21 protein-coding genes and 1 pseudogene are annotated in these 20,424 nt (G+C 68.4%); 5 read left to right on the plus strand and 17 right to left on the minus strand.

From position 1 onward, the window contains the following. Positions 1-166 precede the first annotated feature (166 nt). The 5 genes from OG897_RS35765 to OG897_RS35785 are packed head-to-tail and all read right to left on the minus strand — an operon-like array spanning position 167 to position 2,024. Complete coding sequence (locus OG897_RS35765; protein ID WP_266663634.1) at positions 167-613, minus strand: hypothetical protein; 447 nt, start codon at positions 611-613, stop codon at positions 167-169. Continuing rightward, positions 610-846, minus strand: coding sequence for a hypothetical protein (locus tag OG897_RS35770; RefSeq protein WP_266663636.1), 237 nt, complete (start codon positions 844-846; stop codon positions 610-612). Before OG897_RS35770 ends, OG897_RS35765 begins: the two co-directional genes overlap by 4 nt. Continuing rightward, the gene (locus OG897_RS35775; protein WP_266663637.1) at positions 843-1,244 is read right to left on the minus strand and encodes an HK97 gp10 family phage protein; all 402 of its coding nucleotides are present in this window, start codon (positions 1,242-1,244) and stop codon (positions 843-845) included. Before OG897_RS35775 ends, OG897_RS35770 begins: the two co-directional genes overlap by 4 nt. Continuing rightward, the gene (locus tag OG897_RS35780) at positions 1,241-1,660 is read right to left on the minus strand and encodes a DUF6093 family protein (protein WP_266663639.1); all 420 of its coding nucleotides are present in this window, start codon (positions 1,658-1,660) and stop codon (positions 1,241-1,243) included. Before OG897_RS35780 ends, OG897_RS35775 begins: the two co-directional genes overlap by 4 nt. After that, on the minus strand, positions 1,650-2,024 hold the full coding sequence (locus tag OG897_RS35785; protein WP_266663641.1) for a hypothetical protein: 375 nt from the start codon (positions 2,022-2,024) through the stop codon (positions 1,650-1,652). The genes OG897_RS35780 and OG897_RS35785 overlap by 11 nt, the downstream gene beginning before the upstream one ends. Before the next feature lie 359 nt (positions 2,025-2,383). On the opposite strand from OG897_RS35785, the gene OG897_RS35790 reads away from it, so the two are divergent. The 3 genes from OG897_RS35790 (at position 2,384) to OG897_RS35800 (ending at position 10,204) form a co-directional block, all read left to right on the plus strand. Next, positions 2,384-8,335, plus strand: a complete 5,952-nt coding sequence (locus OG897_RS35790) for a DNRLRE domain-containing protein (RefSeq protein ID WP_266663643.1) — start codon at positions 2,384-2,386, stop codon at positions 8,333-8,335. 36 nt (positions 8,336-8,371) lie between these two features. Further along, positions 8,372-9,550 (plus strand): hypothetical protein, encoded by a 1,179-nt coding sequence (locus OG897_RS35795; RefSeq protein ID WP_266663645.1) that lies wholly within the window; start codon positions 8,372-8,374, stop codon positions 9,548-9,550. Between the two features lie 444 nt (positions 9,551-9,994). Beyond that, positions 9,995-10,204, plus strand: a complete 210-nt coding sequence (locus OG897_RS35800) for a hypothetical protein (protein ID WP_266663646.1) — start codon at positions 9,995-9,997, stop codon at positions 10,202-10,204. Between the two features lie 15 nt (positions 10,205-10,219). Here the strand turns inward: OG897_RS35800 and OG897_RS35805 are convergent, their stop codons facing one another. The 7 genes from OG897_RS35805 to OG897_RS35835 form a co-directional block, all read right to left on the minus strand. Then, positions 10,220-10,756, minus strand: a complete 537-nt coding sequence (locus tag OG897_RS35805) for a hypothetical protein (protein WP_266663648.1) — start codon at positions 10,754-10,756, stop codon at positions 10,220-10,222. A gap of 82 nt (positions 10,757-10,838) precedes the next feature. Then, a complete protein-coding gene (locus tag OG897_RS35810) occupies positions 10,839-11,453 on the minus strand; it encodes a VUT family protein (RefSeq protein WP_266663649.1) in 615 nt (204 codons plus the stop codon). Continuing rightward, on the minus strand, positions 11,450-11,770 hold the full coding sequence (locus tag OG897_RS35815; protein WP_266663651.1) for a hypothetical protein: 321 nt from the start codon (positions 11,768-11,770) through the stop codon (positions 11,450-11,452). Before OG897_RS35815 ends, OG897_RS35810 begins: the two co-directional genes overlap by 4 nt. Positions 11,771-11,850: 80 nt before the next feature. Continuing rightward, positions 11,851-12,024 (minus strand): hypothetical protein, encoded by a 174-nt coding sequence (locus OG897_RS35820; protein WP_266663653.1) that lies wholly within the window; start codon positions 12,022-12,024, stop codon positions 11,851-11,853. Between the two features lie 38 nt (positions 12,025-12,062). Continuing rightward, complete coding sequence (locus OG897_RS35825) at positions 12,063-13,112, minus strand: major capsid protein (RefSeq protein ID WP_266663655.1); 1,050 nt, start codon at positions 13,110-13,112, stop codon at positions 12,063-12,065. Continuing rightward, positions 13,109-13,534, minus strand: a complete 426-nt coding sequence (locus OG897_RS35830) for a head decoration protein (RefSeq protein WP_266663657.1) — start codon at positions 13,532-13,534, stop codon at positions 13,109-13,111. Before OG897_RS35830 ends, OG897_RS35825 begins: the two co-directional genes overlap by 4 nt. Before the next feature lie 100 nt (positions 13,535-13,634). Next, positions 13,635-14,306 carry a hypothetical protein gene (locus OG897_RS35835; RefSeq protein WP_266663659.1) on the minus strand — a complete coding sequence of 224 codons (672 nt, stop codon included), beginning with the start codon at positions 14,304-14,306 and terminating at the stop codon, positions 13,635-13,637. A gap of 559 nt (positions 14,307-14,865) precedes the next feature. Between OG897_RS35835 and OG897_RS35840 the strand changes: the two genes are divergently transcribed. Beyond that, entirely contained in the window at positions 14,866-15,189 is a 324-nt protein-coding gene (locus tag OG897_RS35840; protein WP_266663661.1) for a hypothetical protein, read from the plus strand. On the opposite strand, the gene OG897_RS35845 is transcribed toward OG897_RS35840, so the two are convergent. Further along, the gene (locus OG897_RS35845; protein WP_266663662.1) at positions 15,161-16,930 is read right to left on the minus strand and encodes a hypothetical protein; all 1,770 of its coding nucleotides are present in this window, start codon (positions 16,928-16,930) and stop codon (positions 15,161-15,163) included. The two genes, OG897_RS35840 and OG897_RS35845, sit on opposite strands and share 29 nt — an antisense overlap. A 541-nt stretch (positions 16,931-17,471) precedes the next feature. Between OG897_RS35845 and OG897_RS35850 the strand changes: the two genes are divergently transcribed. Further along, positions 17,472-17,822 (plus strand): hypothetical protein, encoded by a 351-nt coding sequence (locus OG897_RS35850; RefSeq protein ID WP_266663664.1) that lies wholly within the window; start codon positions 17,472-17,474, stop codon positions 17,820-17,822. A gap of 35 nt (positions 17,823-17,857) precedes the next feature. On the opposite strand, the gene OG897_RS35855 is transcribed toward OG897_RS35850, so the two are convergent. The 4 genes and pseudogenes from OG897_RS35855 to OG897_RS35870 form a co-directional block, all read right to left on the minus strand. Continuing rightward, positions 17,858-18,472, minus strand: coding sequence for a hypothetical protein (locus tag OG897_RS35855; protein ID WP_266663666.1), 615 nt, complete (start codon positions 18,470-18,472; stop codon positions 17,858-17,860). A 281-nt stretch (positions 18,473-18,753) separates the two neighbouring features. After that, positions 18,754-19,395 (minus strand): annotated as a pseudogene (locus OG897_RS40925) (terminase family protein); the annotation flags it as partial. Then, positions 19,382-19,933, minus strand: a complete 552-nt coding sequence (locus OG897_RS35865) for a hypothetical protein (RefSeq protein WP_266663667.1) — start codon at positions 19,931-19,933, stop codon at positions 19,382-19,384. The pseudogene OG897_RS40925 and the gene OG897_RS35865, both read right to left, overlap by 14 nt. Positions 19,934-20,056: 123 nt before the next feature. Further along, on the minus strand, positions 20,057-20,275 hold the full coding sequence (locus OG897_RS35870) for a hypothetical protein (protein WP_266663669.1): 219 nt from the start codon (positions 20,273-20,275) through the stop codon (positions 20,057-20,059). Positions 20,276-20,424: the final 149 nt, after the last annotated feature.

A 20,424-nucleotide genomic window follows, 5' to 3' on the forward strand; every position in this document is an offset into this window, starting at 1 on the left:
CCCGATGGTTGCTGCCACCTGTTAGCTATCGGTGCCCACCCCCGGGATCGAACCGGGAACTCTGCGGATTGTTTGCGGATCTCCCCATCGGGGGCCGGTACCGCGCGCCTCTACCAGTTGGGTCAGGCGGGCTGGAGCGTTGCTCTCTTCTCCGACACTACGTTCGTCAAGACGACGCTTCCGGGGTGCTGGTGGCAGATATCCGGTACCGCTGGCTGCTGGTCACTACCCCGTCCGAAGCTCCCGTGTCGTCCGTACCGGCGTCGGCGTCCAGGTCTCGCGCCCACACATCTACACCGGGTACGCCAAGGCCGTTGGCCCATGCACCGGTTGAGGTACGTCCGAGGATCGCCCGGCGCACCTTGTCGGCAAGCCACTCCGCCTGATCGGTGCGCGCGCCGACCGCCGTCACCTGATACACGAAGACGGCGTCCTCGCCCAGGTCGGCGAGAGGTGCGCCGCTGACCGACCCGCCGAGCGGGTAGAGCACCGTGTACGGGAGCGGGGCAGGTTTCCCGCCGGCCAGGGGCAGGGCTCCGAGTCCGCACGGCTTGCCGGTCACCTTGGCCAACAACTCCTGCACGGCCCGGTTCATGGGGGAGCGGTCGATCACTCTTCGTCCTCAACGAACTGGGCGGCGGCAGGGCCTTCGATGGACAGCACGCCGTACCGGCACAGCCCCAGCGCATCCCACTCCGGAACCCCAGGGGTAGCCAGGACATTCAATGACCGGTCTCCGTCGCCATCGAGGAGTTCCGCAATCACCACGGCGCGGGCGAGCATCCCGCGTTCGTGCCCGGCCAGCACCTCGGCCAGGGCCTCTTCCAGGTCGCCGGTCAGACTCACAGCACCACCTCCACAGCCTGGCCAAGGGTGCGCGCCAGCGCAGGCCCGGCCTGCTCGACTGCCGGTCCCAGGTGCGGGAACGGGCGCTGCGCGTAGTGCCGACCGAGGGAGTCGACGCCGACGAACCCGAACTCCAGCCTGCGCGCCTGCGGGGCGGCAGAGCCGACCTCAGCCACAACGACTGGGCCCGCACGGTGGACTTCGGAGCGCCAGGATGCCCGGTAGCGGCCAGTGATCACACGGGGGCCGGGATGCCCAGAGGCGTTTTGCTGGACCTGCTGCACGAGGGACTGCGCGCTGTACTGCATCACCGTTTCCGCAGCGACCACCGACCGCTGCGCGCCACGCTCCAGAGCCGCCGCGAGGGCACCAGGAGAAGTGAACGATCCGCCGTTCATGCTGTGGCCTCCCGGTTGTGTTCCTCCAGCCATACCGTCCGCAGCACAGGGAACGACGACACCTCGGGCAGCGCCGTCACCCGGTACGTACGACCGACCGCCTGCACGTCCCGCGCCTCGACCACCCGTACCTCGTCCCCTTCGCAGAGTTCGGGGGCCGAGAGGGGAAGCAGCATCCGGTATCCCGGGCGCACCTCATGCACCCACGCCCCCTCCGCTCCACCACGGCTGCGGATGCGCTCTTGGTGCCCGTACAAACCCGCCTGCCCGGAGTGCACCACCAGCCGGTCGACGGGGACGAGGGCACCCGACTCCGGGTCCAGGACCTCGCCGTCGGCTTCCCGCGTGACCCGCACGGTGTCCGGCATCAGGTGCCGCTGCGCGAACCGGGCAATGCCCTGCTGATCAAGCAGCACCCTCGACCGCCCAGTCCCTCAGCTGCGCCAGCAGGCCGCGCGTCAGCTCACCAGGAGCGCCGTCGAGATCGTCGCGGTCAAGGACCGCCGCATCGAGCTTCGCGGCATCCACCGAGTCCAGGAACCCGATCACGACCTGCCGCACGCCCGCAGGCTCCACGACCACATCGGCCAGGCCGTCGAACTCCAAGCCCTTCCACCCGGACTGGACATAGAGGGTCAGCTCGGGGCCCTCGTCCACCGTCTGTGTGATCCGGTACGCCTCGACCGCTGATGCGACGTTGTGACCGTCGACTTCGATGACCGCACCGTCGCGTTGGCTCGCGGCGACCCGTACCTGGCGGGGGTCCTTATTCGTGCTCATGATTTTGAGCGTAGGTGTGCCAAGAAGCCGGAATCCTGTTGCTGGGAGGAGGGTGCTCGCTCTTCGTGTGGGTCGGGCCGTCCGTGCTTTCGGCTTCCGCGGGGCAGGCAGCCTCTTCCAGAGTGAATGCCACGTGATGTTGCTGCATATGTGCACATTTTTGGGCTTAAGGATTTATTCACTTTGGCAATGGTGACTCTAGGTGATGTTCGAGAGTGCTTCGTAACATCATGTGAGGAACCGTCATGGAGTGGGCTCCCCAAGAAGAACGGCGATCTCTGCGTTCGCCTGCGTGGGTGCGGTGGTCGGCGCGTACAGCACTGAGTCTTGCCGTGACGCTGGCCGGGGAGTGCGCCATCATGACGGACGCGGGAGCAGTACCCCTGCTCGGCCCGGCGCAGGCAGCCATGACGGCAGCCCCTCTCGCGGGTAAGAGCCAGGGGCCTGCGGAGGCACCCGATGAGGCGTCGGCGGCGCTGACGGCCCGGTTGCAGAACCGCCGTATCGAAGTGCTCTCGCAGCGAACCGAGTTCGCCACGGTATGGGCCAACCCCGACGGGACCCGCTCGGTCGAGCAGTCGGCGGGTCCGCTGCGCTTCCGTGCCAAGGGTCAGTGGCAGGACATCGACACCCGCCTCGTCGAAGGAGCTGACGGCTCCCTGCACCCCGCCGCTCACCCCTTGGACATGCGGCTGGCGGGCCCAGGCGAGGGGCAGGAACTCGTCTCGCTGGGTGAAGGCTCCCGGCGACTCGCGCTCGGCTGGGAGGGCAGGCTGCCCAAGCCCGTCGTGACCGGGGACCGCGCGGTCTACCCCTCGGTCCGTCCGGGCCTGGATCTCGTGCTGGAGGTCTCTCGCACCGGCGTTGAGGAAACCTTCATCGCCCACAACCGCAAGGCCGTGCGGGAGTTGGAGAAACTCGACGTGCCGCTGAGGGCGCGCGGAGGGAAGCTGACGGAGGGCCCGGACGGCCACGAGCTTGTCGACGGGGCCGGCCGGGTGCTCGCCACGATGGGCGAGGCGACTTTGTGGGACAACGAGTTCGACAAGCGGTCCGGCGACCCCGAAGACGTCGAGGAAGTCGACTCCCAGGCGAAGCCCACGGGCGACGGTGTCGAGCTGAGTTACGACGTGAGCACCGCATTCCTGGCCGACGCCGACACGAAGTATCCCCTCACCCTTGACCCGGCGATCAGCTTCGGGCCCGCCTTCGATGCGTTCGTGCAGCAGGGTTACACCACGGACCAGTCCCGTGCCGAGGAACTGAAGTGGGGCAACAACGGCTCCGGCCAGGTCGCCCGCTCCTATCTGGGCTTCGACACCGGCAAGGTGAAAGGCCGTCAGATCCTGTCGGCGAAGCTGAGCCTGTTCAACCACCACTCCTGGTCCTGCCAGGACCGTAGCTGGGACGTGTGGTGGACCGCCCCGGCAGGTTCCGGTGCCCGGTGGACGAACCAGCCGCGCTGGATCAGCAAGTTCCACTCCTCGCCCGAGACCCGCGGGCCCTCTCCATGTGGCCCGGGCTGGATCAGTTCAGACGTCACCACCCTGATGCGGCAATTCGCGGGGTGGAAGGACAACGTCCGCCACTACCTCGGCATCCAGGCCGCCAACGAGAACGACCCCTACGGCTGGAAGCGCGTCTCCTCCGCCGAAGGCCCCCGCCCCCCGGTCCTCGCCGTCACGTACAACACCGTCCCCAACACTCCCGCCACTCCCTCCATCACCCCTTCACGCACCGACTCGGTGGGCACTTTCATTCCGACCACCACACCCACCCTCTCGGTGACACCGCACGACGCGGACGGGGGAAACCTCACTGCCCAGTGGGAGGTGTGGGAGTACGGAGGCAAACAGCCGATCGTCTCCGGCCAGTCCCGGGGCACCTCCGGGCGCAGTCAGAGCTGGCGGGTCCCCGCCGACCATATGAAGGAGCGCGGCCGCTATTCGATCCGCGTTCGGGTATGGGACGGGCACGCATGGTCCGGCTGGTGCAGCCCCTGGCAGCAGGTGTACTCCGTCCTGACCACCCCGCCCGGCCCGCCCAACCTGTCCTCCACCGACTTCCCCCAGAACACCTGGGGCGGCACGGAGGACGGCAAGGGCAACCTCACCGGCACCATCAACGCCGTCCCGGTGAGTGCCTTCACGCGCACGGTCATCTGGCGTATCGACGGACAGCCCTGGCGAGAGACCGCGTGGAAGCCGACGGTGCCGCTGGCAGTGTCGGTGAAGCCCGGCGAACACACCCTGCAAGCCAAGACCCGCAACGCATCCGGCCTCGAATCCACCATCGTCTCCTACCCGTTCCTGGCCGGTAAGGGCGCAGCCCTGCTCTCGCCGTCGCAGGGCGCCCGGTCGGCCCGCCGCACGGTGCTGGCCTCCCGGGGTTCGGAGCAGGACACCGGCGTGCGCTATCAGTGGCGACGCGGTGCGACGGACGACTGGCAAGACGTGCCCGTCGGGGACGTCGCCCTCACCGCCGGGGGAGGCCCGGTTCAGTCCTGGCCGCTGGCCGCGCCCGGCGGCAGGCCCCCGGCCCTGAACTGGAACCTGTCGGCCACTCTCAAGGACAACAGCACCGTCGAGGTGCGGGCCTACTTCACCTCCGAGGGACGGACCCGTATCTCCCCGGCGAACGAAGTGACGCTGGACAAGGACGCGGGCCAGGCTCCGAGTGAAGCCGTCGGCGCGGGCTCGGTCAACATGCTCACCGGCAACTACACCCTCTCCGAGACCGACGCCTCGGCCTGGGAGCTGAACGTCACCCGCACCCTCGGCTCGCGTCGTACCAGTGCAGACACGCAGCACCAGGGCTACGCCCCGGTCTTCGGCCCCGGCTGGCTGCCCGGGACGGTTTCGGACATCAGCGAGTCGGACTTCACCGCGGTGCGCAAGACCTCCGCGACCTCCGTCGAGGTCAACTTCGCCGACGAGGACGGAGTCGCCGGCATCGGGTTCAACGCCGCACCCGGCGGCAAGTGGACCCCGGAACCCGGGGCCGAGGACTACACCCTCACCGGTTCCCTGAACAGCAACTTCACCCTGACCGACACCGACGGCACCGTCACCACCTTCACCGACGTGACAGGCGATGGGGCCACGTGGCAGCTTGCCTCAAGCTACCTTCCCTCATCCAACTCCACTACTCGCCAGACCTACGAGAAGACGGCCGTCGGCGGCAAGGCCCTGGTACGGCCGAAGTACCTCATCGCGCCCACCACTGCCGTACCCCAGGCCACGTGCGAGACCGCTCCGGCCACCGCCGGATGCCGCCTGATCGAGTACGTCTACGCCACCGCCACCACCGCAACCGCAGGCAAACCCGGCGACGTTACCGGGCAGGTGCGCGAACTGCGCCTGTGGGCCACCGACCCGGGCACCAGGACAGCGACGGCGAGCACGATCTCCGCGTACGCCTACGACGACAAGCAGCGCCTCACCGCGCAGTGGGACCCCCGCATCACCCCCGCCGTCACCACTCGCTACACCTACGACCAGGCCGGACACGTCACCACCCACCAGAGCGGCAGCGACCAGCCCTGGACCATGGTCTACGGACGCGTGGCCAACGCCCCGGACAGCGACGACGGCGCACTCCAGGCCGTCCGCCGCGCCACCCTCACCCCCGGCACCCAGAACGAGACCAACGGCACCGCCCAGACCACCCTCGTCTATGGCGTCCCCCTCACCGGTGACAACGCCCCGCACCCCATGGGCAACAAGGACGTCAGCCAGTGGGGCCAGAGCGACGCCCCCACGGACGCGGCCGCTCTCTTCCCCGCTGACAGCGTGCCTGCCACCAGCGATGGCACCAACCTGGGCAAGGACGGTTACCGCCGCGCCGCCCTCACCTACATCAACGCCTCCGGCCGACAGGTCAACACCGCCGACCCCAAGGGGGGCATCACCACCACGCAGTACGACGAGTACGGCAACATCGTCCAGCAGCTCACCGCCGCCAACCGGACCCTGGCCCTCGGCCAGGGCGAGAACGACGAGGTCACGGAAGAGACCCTCCGCACCCTCGGACTCACCGACACTGCGCCGGACGAGCGCGCCCAGCTCCTGTCCACCGGGTCCACCTACAGCGACGACGGACTCAGGGAGACCGACAGCCGTCAGCCGCTGCGCACCACCGTCCCCGAAACTGATCTCACGAACGGTGGGAACACCTTGGCCACCGCCGGGACCGCAGTGGCGGCCCGGACCTGGGTGCACCGCGAATTCGACCAGGGGCGCCCCACCGGCGGCAGGGCCAAGGCCAAGGACCTGGTCACCACCGAGACGACCGCCGGTGAACTCCCCGACCACCCCGGAATGGCCCTGGACCTGCGGACCACGACCACCGCCTACGACTGGTCCAAGGGCCTGCCGACCACCACCGTGAGTGACCCCAGTGGACTCGCCCTGACCACCACCAACGCCTACGACGACCAGGGGCGCATTACCAAGACCACCCAGCCCGCCTCCAACGGCAACGACGCCGGCACCACCCTCACCGAATACTGGAAGGCCACCGGCACCGGAGACTGCGCGGGACGCCCCGAGTGGGCCGCCCTCACCTGCCGGGTCCGTGCCGCGACCCCCGCCGACGCGGGCACCATGCGCGAACTCCCAACCACCACCATCGAGTACGCCCGCGAAGGCCAGAGCGCCAAGACCGTCGAAACCGCGAACGGTGCCACCCGCACCGTCATCCGCACCTACGACACCGCCGGACGGCCCGTCCGCACCGTCATTCCCGTCGGCGTCGGCGAGAAGGTGCGCGACGTGCTCACTGAGTACGACCCGGCCACCGGCCGCAGAACCGTCCAGCGATTCACCACCGGCGGAGCACTGCGCACCGCGTACGACTCTCTTGGCCGCACCCTCAGTTACACCGACGCCCACGGTGCGATCACCCGCACCCAGTACGACCAGCTCGACCGTCCGTCCTCGGTCACCGATGACAGCGGCAGTCGCACCTACACCTACGACCACACCGAGGAGCCCCGGGGTCTGGCCACCGCTGTCACCGACAGCACTACTGGCCGCATTACAGGCCGCTACGACGTGGACGGCACCTTGACCGAACAGAAACTCCCCGGCGACTTCACCCTCACCGACCACATCGACCCCACCGGCGACACCACCAGCCGCACCACGCAGCGGGGCAACGGCGAAGACGCCCTCACGATCGTCTCCGACAGCCAGACCAGCAACCCGCACGGTGAATGGACCCGCCGAACCGCGCACAACAGCGCCCTCGCCTACGGCTACGACCGTAACGGCCGCCTCACTCACGACGACCGCGCCCACGACGGGACCTGCACCCGCCAGCAGTACACCCTGGACCGCAACACCAACCGCACGGAGAAGACCACCGCCCGCTCCGACGACGACACCTGCGCCGCCGCCCCTGGCACCGCTGACATCCAGCGCCACGCCTACGACAGCGCGGATCGTCTCGCCGACGGCACCGTCTTCGACGCCTTCGGTCGCACCACCGTCAGCCCCGCCAACGAGCAGACGGCCTACTACACCAACGACCTCGTCCGTCAGCAGACGGCTCAGGGCTTGCGGACGACCTGGGACATCGATCCGTCAGGCCGCCGCCACTCCTCTTCCGAGGAAACCAGCATCAGCGCCGGCTGGCTGCCGACGGACGCCCGCCTCGTCCACTTCGGCGACGATGAGGACACACCCTCCTGGACCGAGACCAAGGGCGGGAGCAGCCGCACACGCCACGTCACCGGCCTCAACGGCGACCTCCTGGCCACCGCCACCGGCGACAGCGTGGAATGGCAGTTCGCCGACCTCCACGACGACATCGTCACCACGATCGACAACACCAGCACAGCCCTGGTCACCGGCTACGACCCCTTCGGCATCCCCCACCCCGACCAGGGCAGCACCACCTACGGGTACCTCGGCAGCAAACAACGCTCTAGCCGCACCCCCGCCGGCCAACTCCTCATGGGAGCCCGCCTCTACCAACCCACACTCGGCCGCTTCCTCCAGACCGACCCCGTCCCCGGCGGCAGCGCCAACCGCTACGACTATGTCCGCCATGAGCCTGTGAATCAGACCGACCTCGGTGGCCAATGCCCTTGGTGCGCCATCATCGTGGTCATCAGGGTCGCCACACTTGCCAGCAAGGCAGGGAAGGGGGCCAGAAAGGCCAAGAAGCCCCTGAACCAGGCGAACAGGAAGGGGCACCGAGGCGAGGGTCAGAGGACAAAGGGCAAACACGAAAAGGGGGATAGGCATGGTGGTAGAAGAAACATCCCGGAGAATCCCAACCGACGTGGCGGCGGTGGAAGGTTCTGAACAGTCGTTTCGACAGCACACGGGAATGAGTGATCGGTGAGTAGTTACGAGGCGTGGCGACGTGCCGAGCAGCTTGCGTGCGAAGGCCGCCGAGAGGAGGCCAGAGAGCTGTACCTGGAGGCGATGGCCCTCGGTGTGCTGGGTGCAGGAGTGGAGTATGCAGCCGCTTTGATGGAGTGGGAAGAACGACCAGAGGAGGCGGAAAGGCTGTTGCGGGCCTCCCTCGACCAGGGCGAGGATTGGAACGCCGACGAGCATCTCTCCGTCCTCCTGCGCTTCAGCGGACGCGTGGACGAGGCGGAAACCCTCCTCAGGAAGCGGCTGGCTGCAGGCCGTCTCTATCTGGCCCGGCACCTTGCGAACCTGCTGGCCGATGAGCGTGATGATCGGGTCGAGGCGGAGTACTGGTACCGCAAAGCGGTCGAAGACGGCGACCCCAAGACCCTCAACGACCTGGCTCTGCTGCTCGAAGAGATCCCCGGCCGCGTCGATGAAGCCGTGCAGCTCCTCACTCGCGCCTACCTAGAAGGCGACAGACTGGCCGCGGGCAACCTCGGCCGATTGTTCTGGAGACAGGAGCACCTGGCTGAGGCACTCCGCTGGCTGCGTATCGCAGTGTCTGACGGCCAACACGAACTCACCGCAGTCCTGGCCGAACTCCTCGATGAGACGGGAGAACACACCGCGGCCGCTAGCCAGTGGCAGGAAGCAATCAGGCTCGGCTTGTCCGGAGCGCGCACCGGATACGCACGCCACCTCAGCGCCGGAGATAGATCCCCGCGCGTGGTGGAAGCCGCATTCCATATTGCCCTCGAAGCAGATGACGAAGATGCGTCCTATCGCTACGCAGCCTGGCTCGAAGAAGAACACCGCCTGCCCGAAGCACTGCGCTATTACCAGGCAGCGTTGGTTGCGGGAGACACCGATGCGGCACTGCGCTGTGCCTACGTAGCCACCGACCTGGAGCAGTATCCCGAGGCTGAGGCGTACTGCCATCAGGGGATTGCCTTGGGAGACCCAGAGTGCGCCCTGTTCTTGGTCTACCTACTGTGCGACCTCAAGCGTACTGGCGAGACTCCTCCTTTGATCGACATCGCTGCGCGGTTGGGCGCTGACCCCCAGGATGTGGCAAAGGCAAGAATGACCAGTGCCTGCGAATCGGGGACAGCGCCAGACGGCCTGCCGCAGGGACCCACCGTCCGAAACAGCTCGTGAGGAAGCTCCCGTGCCTCCCGTTTCCGCCAAGAGCATGTGCCGCAGAGCGGCGACAGCGAAATCCCGCCTCGGCTGCATGGACTTGACCGCCCTAGACCGAACGAGCATTAACGGCGGGCAAGAAAGAGTCGGTGCCGAGTCCGCGGAATCGACCGGAAATGGGGTGCTGGATCAATCCACAGGGGAAATCTTCCCTTTGGTCAGCAGAGGCGTTGCCTTGGGTGCCGTAGCGTGTGCAACATCCAATCAACTGAGCTGCTGGCTGCTTCTTGGTGCTGCTGGATATGCCCCGCCCCTCGGTCATCTGAGGGGCGGGGCATGGTGCGTTTTCCCTCTGTTCGTGGTGCAGTACAGTGGATCTCCCGTGGGGCTTTTGAGATAAAAAATGCGAAAAGCTCCAATCAAGGAGGTGTGGTGCTGATGTCGGTGCCTACTGGAGTCGGCGTGAGCGATGACAGAGAGTGGGTCATCCAGAACGCAAAGGGCAAGCAGTTCTCCTACGACTCGGCAGCCGAAGCCGTCGCTGAGCTGCCGGAGTATGGCGAGGGCGCCGTCGTCCTCACCCGAAGCGTCGTACGGGGACTGTTCGTGACGAAGCCCTACGAGGACTGGCAGCAGGTCGCCCCTCCGGACAGTCGCGACGCCGAGCAGTGACTCAGCCCGACGATTTCACGGTGCCACGGAGCTGCGGTCGGCCCAGCGAAGACACCTGGACAGGTTGGTTTTGGGGGCGAACGCGATGAACGTCCCGTCGCTGGAAGCGCAGCCCAGCCCCTGCGCGTACTGGAAGCGGCGCCCGGAGTTGACCCGGCCCATGTGGACCTTCTTCCCCCGGCGGACCGCCTCCGCGACGAGTGTGGCGGCTGCCTGGCCGAGCTTCCATGTGGTGCTGCCCGCCAAGAACAGCACATCGAAGTCGTCCCTGGGCAGTGGCGTATCCTCGGCACCGTCCTGCGCGGCGAACGCGGCGGGGTAACCGAGCGCACGGATGCGAGGCAGCCACGGCAGCGACTCGGCCAGGGTGGCTTCAGCGTCCATGGGAACGTCCGGGGCGACCGCGAACAGACACCACTGGGCGCGGTCCGCATGCCGCTCCAGCCAGCCCAGCCACTTGTCGTAGCCGGGCCAGCCCTTCCCGAAGCGCCCGTTGTCGGCAGCCCACACCACCCCGGGCGGGAGCCGGTTGCCCTGCCGGGGAGTGTTCATCCACCCCAGGAGGCCGGCGGCCATCGCCTCCCGGACGGCCGGGCTGGAAGGGGTGCTCAGGTACAGCACCAGGCGCCTGCGCTCATGAGCGTGACACCCAGTTCCGTGCCAGGCGGCGCACCCGACCCGCACGCGGGCCCACGCTGCGGCAGAGCAGCACCAGCAGCACGGGAACGGCGACAGCCCACGCCTTGCCGGTCATCTGCCCCGGCACAGCGGCCCAGACGGGGAACCCGGCAATCGTGAGGAACACGAGGGTGTCGAGGAATGCGCCGAGGAGGGTAGCGGGGACCACTGCCCGCACCCAGCCGCGTCGCCGCAGCGGGGTGTACAGGCTCATGTCCGCGCTCTCGGCGACGAGCACGGACGCCGCGCTCGCGAACGCCAGGGCAGGTGGGGCGACCAGGGCGGACAGCAGAGAGCCGATGAGGACCGCTGTCATGACACCGCGACGCCCCAAGAGGTCCTGAAGGGTGTTGCGGACCATGAGCGCGACCCCGGCGAGGACCGTTCCGGCGGTCGCCGTCTGCCCGAACCCGACCGGGATCATCCCGTACGAAGCAGTCAGGGCATTCGCGCCCACGAGCGCCCCCGCGTAGGCGGCCAGCCACCCCAGCGTCCGGCCGACAGGGAAGACCGGTGGCGGGGTCGGGTAGGTGTTCTGCCAGCTCTGCGGGTGATGGGCGGGCAAGGTCATCGGCGGGGCCTCGCGCACAGCTGGATGGCCGCCACCAGGTCGTGGCCGCCGGACGGCACGTCATCGGGAGCCGGTTCGCTGAGGAGCTGGGTGGCACGTCGTTCGAGGGCGGTCACGTTGGCGGAGTTGTCGATCGTGACGACCCCGTTGACGGTGACCTTCAGCGGTTCGGCGAGTAGGGCTGCGATCCGCTCGTGCAGCACCTCCAGGGCGACCGCGCGGGCGGAGTGCAGCCGGTCGTATCGGTGAGCGAGGTCGGTGAGGTCGGTATCGGGGCCGAGCTGGGAGACAAGCCAGCTCTGTACGTCGCTGTTCACAAGGGGTTCCAGATGAGGTGGGAAGGGTGACGGCGGGGAGCATCCGGTGTCGGTTGCTCCCCGCCGTGCGGGGGTCGGTCCTAGGCGGTCTTCGCCTTCCGGGCGGACGTACTGGGGGCTGCCTTCGGGGCGGGCGGTACGCCCGACTCCCAGCAACGCGGGTTGGTGATCTGCTCGGCGACCGCCGGGTCCTTCACTTCCGTGCCCGGCAGGAGCACCACGGGGACGCGCTCGACCGGCTCCAGGACGTGCACAGCGCAGGCTAGGGTGCCGAGTGCGCGGACGGCGGCGCTCACAGGACGGTCGCGGTGATGTGGCAGTCCGGGGAGTACAGGACCGGCATCGCCGCGGCGGCGCCCTTCGTCCATACCTGCACCGGGTCGTCCTGTACATCACGGGTGATGACGATGCCCGGGGCTTCCTGCCGCTCGATCTGCGGGTTCGTCCCCCGGGAGAGGGCCAGGGACTCGGCGGTGGTGCCGTACTGGGTCTGACCCCACTTCGCCCGGTCCGGGGGCAGCATGATCCACCGGTCCTCGGGCAGGACCCGCTTGGACACGTCGTCCTGCCACACCTGCGCCTTGTACAGGGTCACCGGCGGCAGACCGTACGTACCGCGCACCGAGTTCACCTGCTCCGGGTTCAGCGTCGCCGTCGGCGTCTGACCGCCCACCGGGGTGCCGTAATATGCCGCCCGGTACGCCGAGTTCGACGCCAGGTGCGAGTACGCCTTGCGGCTGGTGAGGACCTGTTCGGGGGCCGGTGCGCCGATGGAGTCGAGGTACTCGATCCACCGCAGTTCGTCCGCGATCGGGTCCGCGTCCACGGCCGACCACGGCTTCGGCGCGGTCGGCATGTTCGCCGACGGCACCCCGTAGTCGACCTCGACGGTCAGACCGTTCTCCCCCTGGAGGGAGAACTTGCCATCCGCCAGGACGTCTCCGGCGGCGAGTTCGAGGCGGGAGCGGATCGCCTCGACGTGCCGTTCGGTGTCGTCGTAGAGGAGTTCCACCAGCCGGTCGTCGTCCGCACCCCGCGACGCGTCGAGGAGCAGCTGCTCCATCTCGCCGACCAGGAGCTTCTGGCCCAGGGCCGGGAGGGTGCCCTCGGTCTGGGTGGTCTCGACCTGGCGCTTCGCGAACGGCACGCTCGTGTCGTAGGCACGGTAGGACGCCGTGTTCACGCGCCGCTTCGACTGCCGCACCCGCCACTTCACGTCCTTGACGCGGGTCTCCGCGAACACCGACTTGGTCAGGAGGAAGTCGGCCGGGGTGGGCACGGCCCGCGCGTACGCCGTCAGGTCGGCGACGGACACGTTCTTCAGGAGGTCGGCGATGCTCACGCGCCCACCGCCAGGAAGCGGATCTGCGCACCTGCCGGATTGGCGACGATCTTCGACGGGTCGATGCCGCCGGGGATCTTCTGGACCTTGGCCGTGCCGTGCCAGAACAGGGCAGCCGGGACCTTCGTCGTGCCCGGCGTGTACGCGGCCTCGGCGTATACCAGACCGGCGAGCACAGCGCGCCCGTCGGTGGCCGCCGGGTCGTAGACCCCGTACAGGCCCGACGTAGTGATGCGGCCGACCGGGACACCGGAGCGAACGAAGCCGTGGATGTTGCCCGGCGACGGCTCGACGTAGTGGGTGCCCTTGGTGAACTTGTTCAGATCAAGGGTGATGGTCTCCGTGCTGTCGGTGCCGTGCCGGGAGGCGAGCCAGTCCCGGTCAGCGGTCACCGTCACGGAGGTCGTGTACGGCTGGATCACGCCGCGTCTCCTGGTGGTGCTTGAAGCTGCACACACTCACCGGGCGGTGGCGTCGTCCACGAGAAGAGGCGGGGCGTGGTCCCCAAAAGCGTTGGTCAGATCAGTCGTTGGCGGGAAGCAGGCCCCGGCGGCGGGCCATCTCCACACCGGCCGCACCCGGCTTGCGGTCCACCGCACCCGGACGCGCAGGCGGCACCGAAGCAGGGGCACCACCAGGGGCCGCCGGGAGGACGGGAGAACCGGGCTGTGCCGGGCCGAACAGCTCCGGGCGACGGGACTTCAGGTCCGCTACCGCCTCACCCACCGCTGTCTCGTCGGCGTCGTCAGATACCCGCAGGAGCGCCACCGCGTCGTCGAGGTCACGGCCCAGCGCACCGACGCCGGCGAGCAGAGCACGACGGGCTGCATCCCTCTCCCGAGACAGGGCCTGCGCCTCCCGGGCGACGGCAGTCTTCTCCCGTTCCACAAGAAGTTGCTCGCGCCGCTGGGATTCGGTCAGCTGCTCCTGCTCGGCCTGCCGCTGCCCGGTCACGTACTCGGTCAGGTCGGTGGTGCTGGGGAAGCCGAGCTTGTCGGCCAGGGTGCGCAGTGCGGCCCGGCCGCCCTGGTCCTTCTCGCGGGCGAGGAGGGTGTTCAGCTTCGCCTGGGTGAGCGTGACGGTGTGCTCGTCGTTGGACTCGTCCTCAGGCGAAGCACCGAGGACCGGGAAGATGGGGCGCCCGTCACGGCGGTAGCCGAGCACGGTGTGCGGGGCGGGCAGGCTGCGGGTCATCAAAAGAGTGCTGCTCCCACGATGGCCCCGCGCCACGAGTGAGTCTACGGACGCCAAGGCTGCGGCTGCTCCAGCACTTGAACACCGGTCCTGAAACGTCGCCACCTGAATGTGCGGAGGACCCGCCAACCACTTCATCCGAACCCAGAGGGGGCATGCGCCCTACGGGGTGGAGCAGGAAGGCTCAGGCGGGCTCGGGGTGCCGGATGTGCTGCTTCAATGCCATCTCGACCCCTTTGTGGGGCTTCCCGGTCTCCTATGCGTGCGAGGTAATCGCAGCGTGTACGGCCAGGGATGTTTCGACGGTGCTCGCCGTACCCGACAGCCGTTGTCAGCCGTCGGGATTGCTGCCAAGATCTGCAGGACGTGCTCATCCGATCCACGGGGGAACTTGATGAATCTGCAGAGGACCGTGGCGGCTATCGCGCTGGCCGCAGCTGCCATTATGGGAAGTTTCACCGCGGCATCCGGCCACGCGCAGGAGAGCGGTTACGGGCACCATTCTACTTCTGAAGTGCTGGCTCAGGACTTCACCCCGAACCGGGCCTGAACCTTCCCCGTGATCGGTTGGCACCCTTGCCCTGCGCGGTCCGAGTGCATCGGTTCCTGCATCCGCGCAGAGCCCTCCGGGGATGAAACCGTCCTCTTCGGCGAAGGCGGTACACGGCTGGCCGCCGGACGGACAGAGAAGCAAGGGAAACTCCTCGGCCCCGAGTACAACGACGTCGGCGGGTGCTGCGCGATCACCGCCTGCATCGACCTTGGCACCGACGTGTCCCAGTGGGGCGGTGGGAACTGCCTCACCCGTGACGAGAGCGACCTGTACCGCTCCATCGACGACCAGCTGGAAGACATCAAGACGACGAGGAGGCAGAAGGGCTGACCTCCGCCGTACGTGCCTCTTCGGTGACCTCCACGTCCCTGACGGATCGGGTGCCGGACTTTGTAGCGACGCCTCCAGCGGGCGTGTCACGAGACTCGGCCCCACGCAGGCGCACGATGCGCTGGGCCTCTCCCCTCGCGTCTTCGATGGGATAGCCCGCATCCTGCAACATCCGGATGCCGGTCTCCAGGGAGAACACCCCTGCGGTGACGCCCTTCACGACCTCGTCCAGGACGGCCGTGCGGTCCGTCGGGGTATGCGGGCCGAACACGAGGCGCGCCGGAAAGCACCCGCCGACAGGCCAGCCCGGGGCCTGCCCGGCCTGATGGATGCGCTGCACCATCTTCAACAGCAGGCTGTACTTGTGGGCCCGTGCCAGACGCAGTGTGTCCACCAGGGAGTCCAGAGGGCCGAGCGACAGCTGAAGCGCGTACCCGCTGGGCACCTTCGACGGGTCCACCGTCCCCAAGCTCACCGCAGGCAGACGGGCGTTGACGGCAGCCCTGTCTCGGATCTCCTCTACCCGCGCCCGCAGCTCAGCGAGCTGCCCCGAGGTGTCGAGGACATCCATACGGCCCCCGTCGGCCAGCTGGAACACAGTGCCCGGCTCCACGGACAGTGGCTTCGGGCGGCCGGTGACCCGGTCGACCTCCGCGCGCGCCCCGGCAAGTCCGATGATCGGCGCCCCGGTGGTCGCGGAGGCGCGCGCCGAGTCGGTGTCGGTCTCCGCCAGCTCATCAAGGGCCTGCATGACCTTCGCCAGCGACGACTGCCCGAAGTGCTCCCCGTCCGCGACGGTGTTGCTGATGTGGACGACGGGGATGAAGTCCAGACGCACGTCCAAGCGGTGAAGAACTTCACCGTCAACCCGGGTGCGGAACCGGGCCTTCTCCAGCGGCAGATCATCAAGGGACTGCCCGTGACGCAGGTCGTCCACGTCCCACTCGGCATCGGTGAGGTAGCAGGTGGTCGCCGAAACCTGATCCGGTGTCCACGGATAGGTGCGCTCGATGCGGTTGGTCTCCGGCCGGTAGACGTCACCGGGGGAGAGCATGATGCCCTCGCTGGTCTCCACCGCGACCCGACGGCTACGGCCGTCCTTGTCCTGCACGACCCGGAGGGCAACATCGAGCGGACCCAGCTCGTACGTGATCCGCCGCACCCTGGCCTTCACGCCCCGCCTGGGGTCCTCGGGTATCTCCCAGGCCAGATGCACCCGGTTCGGGTAGTCGCCCGGATCGGCGTCGTCATCGAGGACAGGGAAGTAGAACCCGGGGTCGTACGTCTTCAGCCGCACCCGCCCCTTCACCGGGTCCCACGCCAGCAGGTACACCCCGTCACCCAGCAGCACAGCTTTCCGCTCAGCGGTCTGCATCCGCAACGGCAGCAGCTCCGCCTCTGCCCAGCTCCGCAGCCGCTCTTGGGCGTCGGCCGCCGCCACTGCCTCCGGCGGTGCGTCTTCGTCGCCGGCGTGTTCAGCACCGGGGACCGTGATCTGCTGCGACTTCCCCAGCAGATGCGCCAACGCCGTATCCACGAACGTTGCCGGATCACCGAACTCACGCCGCTCGGACGCAGCCTCGTTGCCGGTGAGGGTCGCGAGTTCGCCCGCCTGGTTCGAGTCGTAGGCCGCGAGCAGCTTGTACGCGGCCAGCCGCCGGACCGCATCGTCAGGAACCCAGGAGGCGTACGCCTCCGGAGACAACACCCGGTGGGGCCGCCGGTCGAGCGCAGAAGCCATAGAGGGCTTGTAGTTCAGCCACGACCAGGCATCAGTAAGGAAAGCGTGCAGACCCACGAAGGACGTCCCATCGACAGCCCCACGCCGCTTACCAGGTTAGGTGTGCGGAACTACTCCCTCACCAGCCGCAGCGCCACCAGCTCCCCGAACGGCTGACATTCGCCGGGCCACCTACCGCTCACCGTCTCCGCCTCCTAGCCTGAACAGGTACAGAACGATGGCTCCCAGCCCCCCGAGCCGTGAATCTCCCGCCGAGACCTGCTGGGACCACTCTCCGATCTGTGGATTCCAGCTGCCGCCCTCCGGGTGCGACAAGGGGCTGCTCCCGCAGTCCTTCCGCCACACCGCTGTGAGGGCAACCCGCGCGAGGCCGCCCTTGGGGAGGGGCCCCGCGCCCGGCCGCCGCCGTCCCGAGTCCGGCGGCGGCCGGAAGACCTCCGCCCGCACTTCGGCGCATGAGACCCCCGACCGGTTGCTGACGAGGCAGTCTTGCTGGCTGCGCACGGTCCGTGCTGTCCGAATCCAGTGGGATGATGTGCTCATGGGATTCAATGCGGGCTTTGCCCAGCCTGCTGTCGTTGTTACGGAGCGGGCGAACCACTTCGTCATCCAGGTCGAGCACGACATGGGGACCGCGAAGGACCAGGACCTGCTGGCCATGGCCCTAGAGGCCGGGGCGATGGCCGGCCTGCCCGTCGTCGTCGACATGTCGCGCCTCTTGTGCCTGAACGCCAACGTCCTCGACCTGCTCCTCAACGCCGGGACAGAGCGGCCCTGGCTCGCGGGCCCCCTCTTCCCACTGGTGCACAAGCGGCTCGTCGTCTCGGCACCCGCAGACGCTTTCCGGATCTTCCCCTCCGTCGAAGAAGCAACCGGCGAAACCTGGTACTGACCGCGCCACCCCGGGGCTGAGCAGAAGCGTTTCTTCTAGCGTCGTCCCGAGAGGCGCCCGTCGCGGTAGGCGGACGCGGTGAAGCCGCTGTGCTGCGGGTCGGCGAGCTGCGTCATGGCGTGCACAGCCGCATCCATCCGGTCCGGGCTGTCCATCCCGGCAACCCAGGTCACCATCTGCTGCTCCAGGACCGGCCACTCCCCGACGTGGTGCACACGGCCCTGCTCGTAGAGCTGGGCAATCGGCTCGGCGCGCAACCGTTTGCCGTGCTTCGCGGTGACGGGCAGGACGGCGGGCATCAGCATGTTCTCCGTGCGCTTCTCGCGGTGCAGCTCCTGCCACGCCTGGTGGAGGATCTGCTTGGACATATCGCCGCCGTAGTTCGACTCGACCACGATCGCGTCCGCCCGCAGCTCGATCGCGAGGAGGCACGCTTCCCGCCCCCACGCGTCCGCGCCCCGGTTCCCGGAGCGGTCATCCAGGACGTACAGGTGCCCGTCCCGGCCGGTCGCGGCGGCCACGATGCCCGTCTCGTCGCCCACGGCGGACTCCCCGCCCGCCGGGTCGACGGCGACGACGATGCGGGTGAGGTCGATGCCCCGGAACTGGGCTGCGCTGATGCGGTTGTTGGTGATCCACGGCCATCCCACACGCCGCCGTCCTGCGGGCGCAGCTGCTGCATGTAAAGCGGCCACCACACGCGTTCGCCGACCGTTCGCCGGATCTGGCGAGCGCGTCGTGGTCGTACCGCTCTGGCCACAGGGGCGCTTCGGCGGCACGGCCGAGCGCATCCTCGTCGGCGAGGGCGAGCGCGGGCAGGCTCGATGACCGTCCATCGATCGCCTTCGTCCGCTAGGACGCGACCGGCGAGGTCGTCCTCGTCCCATCGGGTTTGGATGAGGATGACCGACCCGCCCGGCTCGATGCGGGTCAGCGGGACCGCCTGCCACCACTCCCCCAGCCGTTTACGCATGGTGGGCGAGGACGCTTCGGCGGCGTCCTTGATCGGGTCGTCCACCACCGCCAGGTGCGCACCCTTGCCGGTGAGGCCGCCGCCGACACTGGCCATGACGGCCCCGCCCTCCGTTCCGGCGAGGTCGAAGCGGTTCGCGGCGGAGGAGCCGGGGCGCAGGCTGATGCCGAGCTGGGGGCTGTAGTTGAGGATCGCGTCGCGGATCCACCGGCCGTGGTCGTCGGCCAGGTCGGAGGAGTACGAGGCGATCATCACCCGGTGCTCCGGACGCCGCCGCAGATACCAGAGCGGCGCCCACCGGGCGGCACGACGGCTCTTGCCGTGCCGCGGAGGCATGGTCAGCAGGAGCTTCGTGGGCTTTCCGGCGGCGACCCGCTCGAACGCGGCGTCGATCTTCGCCAGGTGCGGGGCCTGCATCTCCCGGCCCTCGGTGAGGACCGAAGCCATCGCCCCGGGGGAGCGGTCCATCGCCAGCTCGCGTTCGATACGGACGAGCTGGGCGCGGAGTTCGGGGGTGGAGGCTGCGGCGATCTCGCGGCGTTGGGGCGCGGGAAGCGACCGGCACAGGGCGAGGACCGCAGCCTCGTCAGCCCTCGGCATCCCCGCCCTCTGCGGTTCCCGCGAGCGCGATCAGGCGCTCCAGCTCGGCCAGGCCCGCCGTCTCGACCTGCACCGCACCACCGTCAGGACCGGACAGGTCCGCACGGACGGGCCGGTCGAGGCCCAACAGACGGCTGCTGCGCTCGATGATCCGCACCGCACGGTCCACGGCCTGGTAGTCCCCGGAACGGATCGCCGCACGGTAGACCGTAAAGAACAGTCGCTCCAGTCGCTCCACCATGAGCTGACGCAGCTCGTCGCTGTTCCCGTCGAGGACGGTGGTGCGCTCCAGGAGCGCCTTGGAGACGTCCTTGCACGCCAGCTCGATCAGCCGTTTGTCGGTGGGAGGTTCCTGGCCGCGCTTGTACTTGTCGATGCCGTACCCCTGCGGGTACGCCACCCCGTCACTGTTGATCGACGGGTCGGCGGCGAGCTTGCGGGCGATCGTCAGCCAGTCGACGCCCGCGAGCTTGAGATCGATCGCGTCCGCACGCCGCTGGGTGATCGCGTCCCTGATCGCCCGGTTGGGGCGGCCCATGAACAACTCCCAGGCCCCACGCCACACTCACATGATCCCGTAGCGAAGACGGTCAGGGAGGCCGGGCGGTGGGCGGCATTGCCCCGCGCCGGTTGAGGCGCGGGGCGTCAGCAGCGAGCGGGCTTAGATGTGCTTGCCCAGCGTCCAGTGCGTGAGGCGGTCCACGAGGTCGAGGATGTGCCGGCGCGGACCGGCGGCGACGAACGGGAACACGACGAACGCGGGGATGAAGGCGATCACGGCGAACAGGGCCGGGATGAGGCGGACGACGATCGTCAAGAAGTCGACGAGGGCACGGAGGGTGCGCCCCTGGGACAGGATGTCGAGAAGGCGGTCGAACAAGGCGGGCTCCTAGGGGCTCGGTGAAACGACCTGGCTAACCGCCTGAAGGCGTACGTCTCCCTCAGATGGTGCCGTCGCATCTGGCGACGGCCGCCGGGTCGATCGAACCGCACCCCCTGGCCCGCTTGTTGCGAGTCAGGGGCGGGTTC

The sequence above is a fragment of the Streptomyces sp. NBC_00237 genome (genome assembly GCF_026342435.1).
Lineage (GTDB): Bacteria > Actinomycetota > Actinomycetes > Streptomycetales > Streptomycetaceae > Streptomyces.

Coding starts and splice junctions, on each gene's coding strand:
- OG897_RS35785 (WP_266663641.1), bottom strand. CDS start 2,024: ATGAGCACGAATAAGGACCCCCGCCAGGTACGGGTCGCCGCGAGCCAA.
- OG897_RS35850 (WP_266663664.1), top strand. CDS start 17,472: ATGGGATTCAATGCGGGCTTTGCCCAGCCTGCTGTCGTTGTTACGGAG.
- OG897_RS35810 (WP_266663649.1), bottom strand. CDS start 11,453: ATGACCTTGCCCGCCCATCACCCGCAGAGCTGGCAGAACACCTACCCG.
- OG897_RS35845 (WP_266663662.1), bottom strand. CDS start 16,930: ATGGCTTCTGCGCTCGACCGGCGGCCCCACCGGGTGTTGTCTCCGGAG.
- OG897_RS35775 (WP_266663637.1), bottom strand. CDS start 1,244: ATGAACGGCGGATCGTTCACTTCTCCTGGTGCCCTCGCGGCGGCTCTG.
- OG897_RS35805 (WP_266663648.1), bottom strand. CDS start 10,756: ATGAACACTCCCCGGCAGGGCAACCGGCTCCCGCCCGGGGTGGTGTGG.
- OG897_RS35835 (WP_266663659.1), bottom strand. CDS start 14,306: ATGACCCGCAGCCTGCCCGCCCCGCACACCGTGCTCGGCTACCGCCGT.
- OG897_RS35865 (WP_266663667.1), bottom strand. CDS start 19,933: ATGGGCCGCCCCAACCGGGCGATCAGGGACGCGATCACCCAGCGGCGT.
- OG897_RS35790 (WP_266663643.1), top strand. CDS start 2,384: ATGACGGACGCGGGAGCAGTACCCCTGCTCGGCCCGGCGCAGGCAGCC.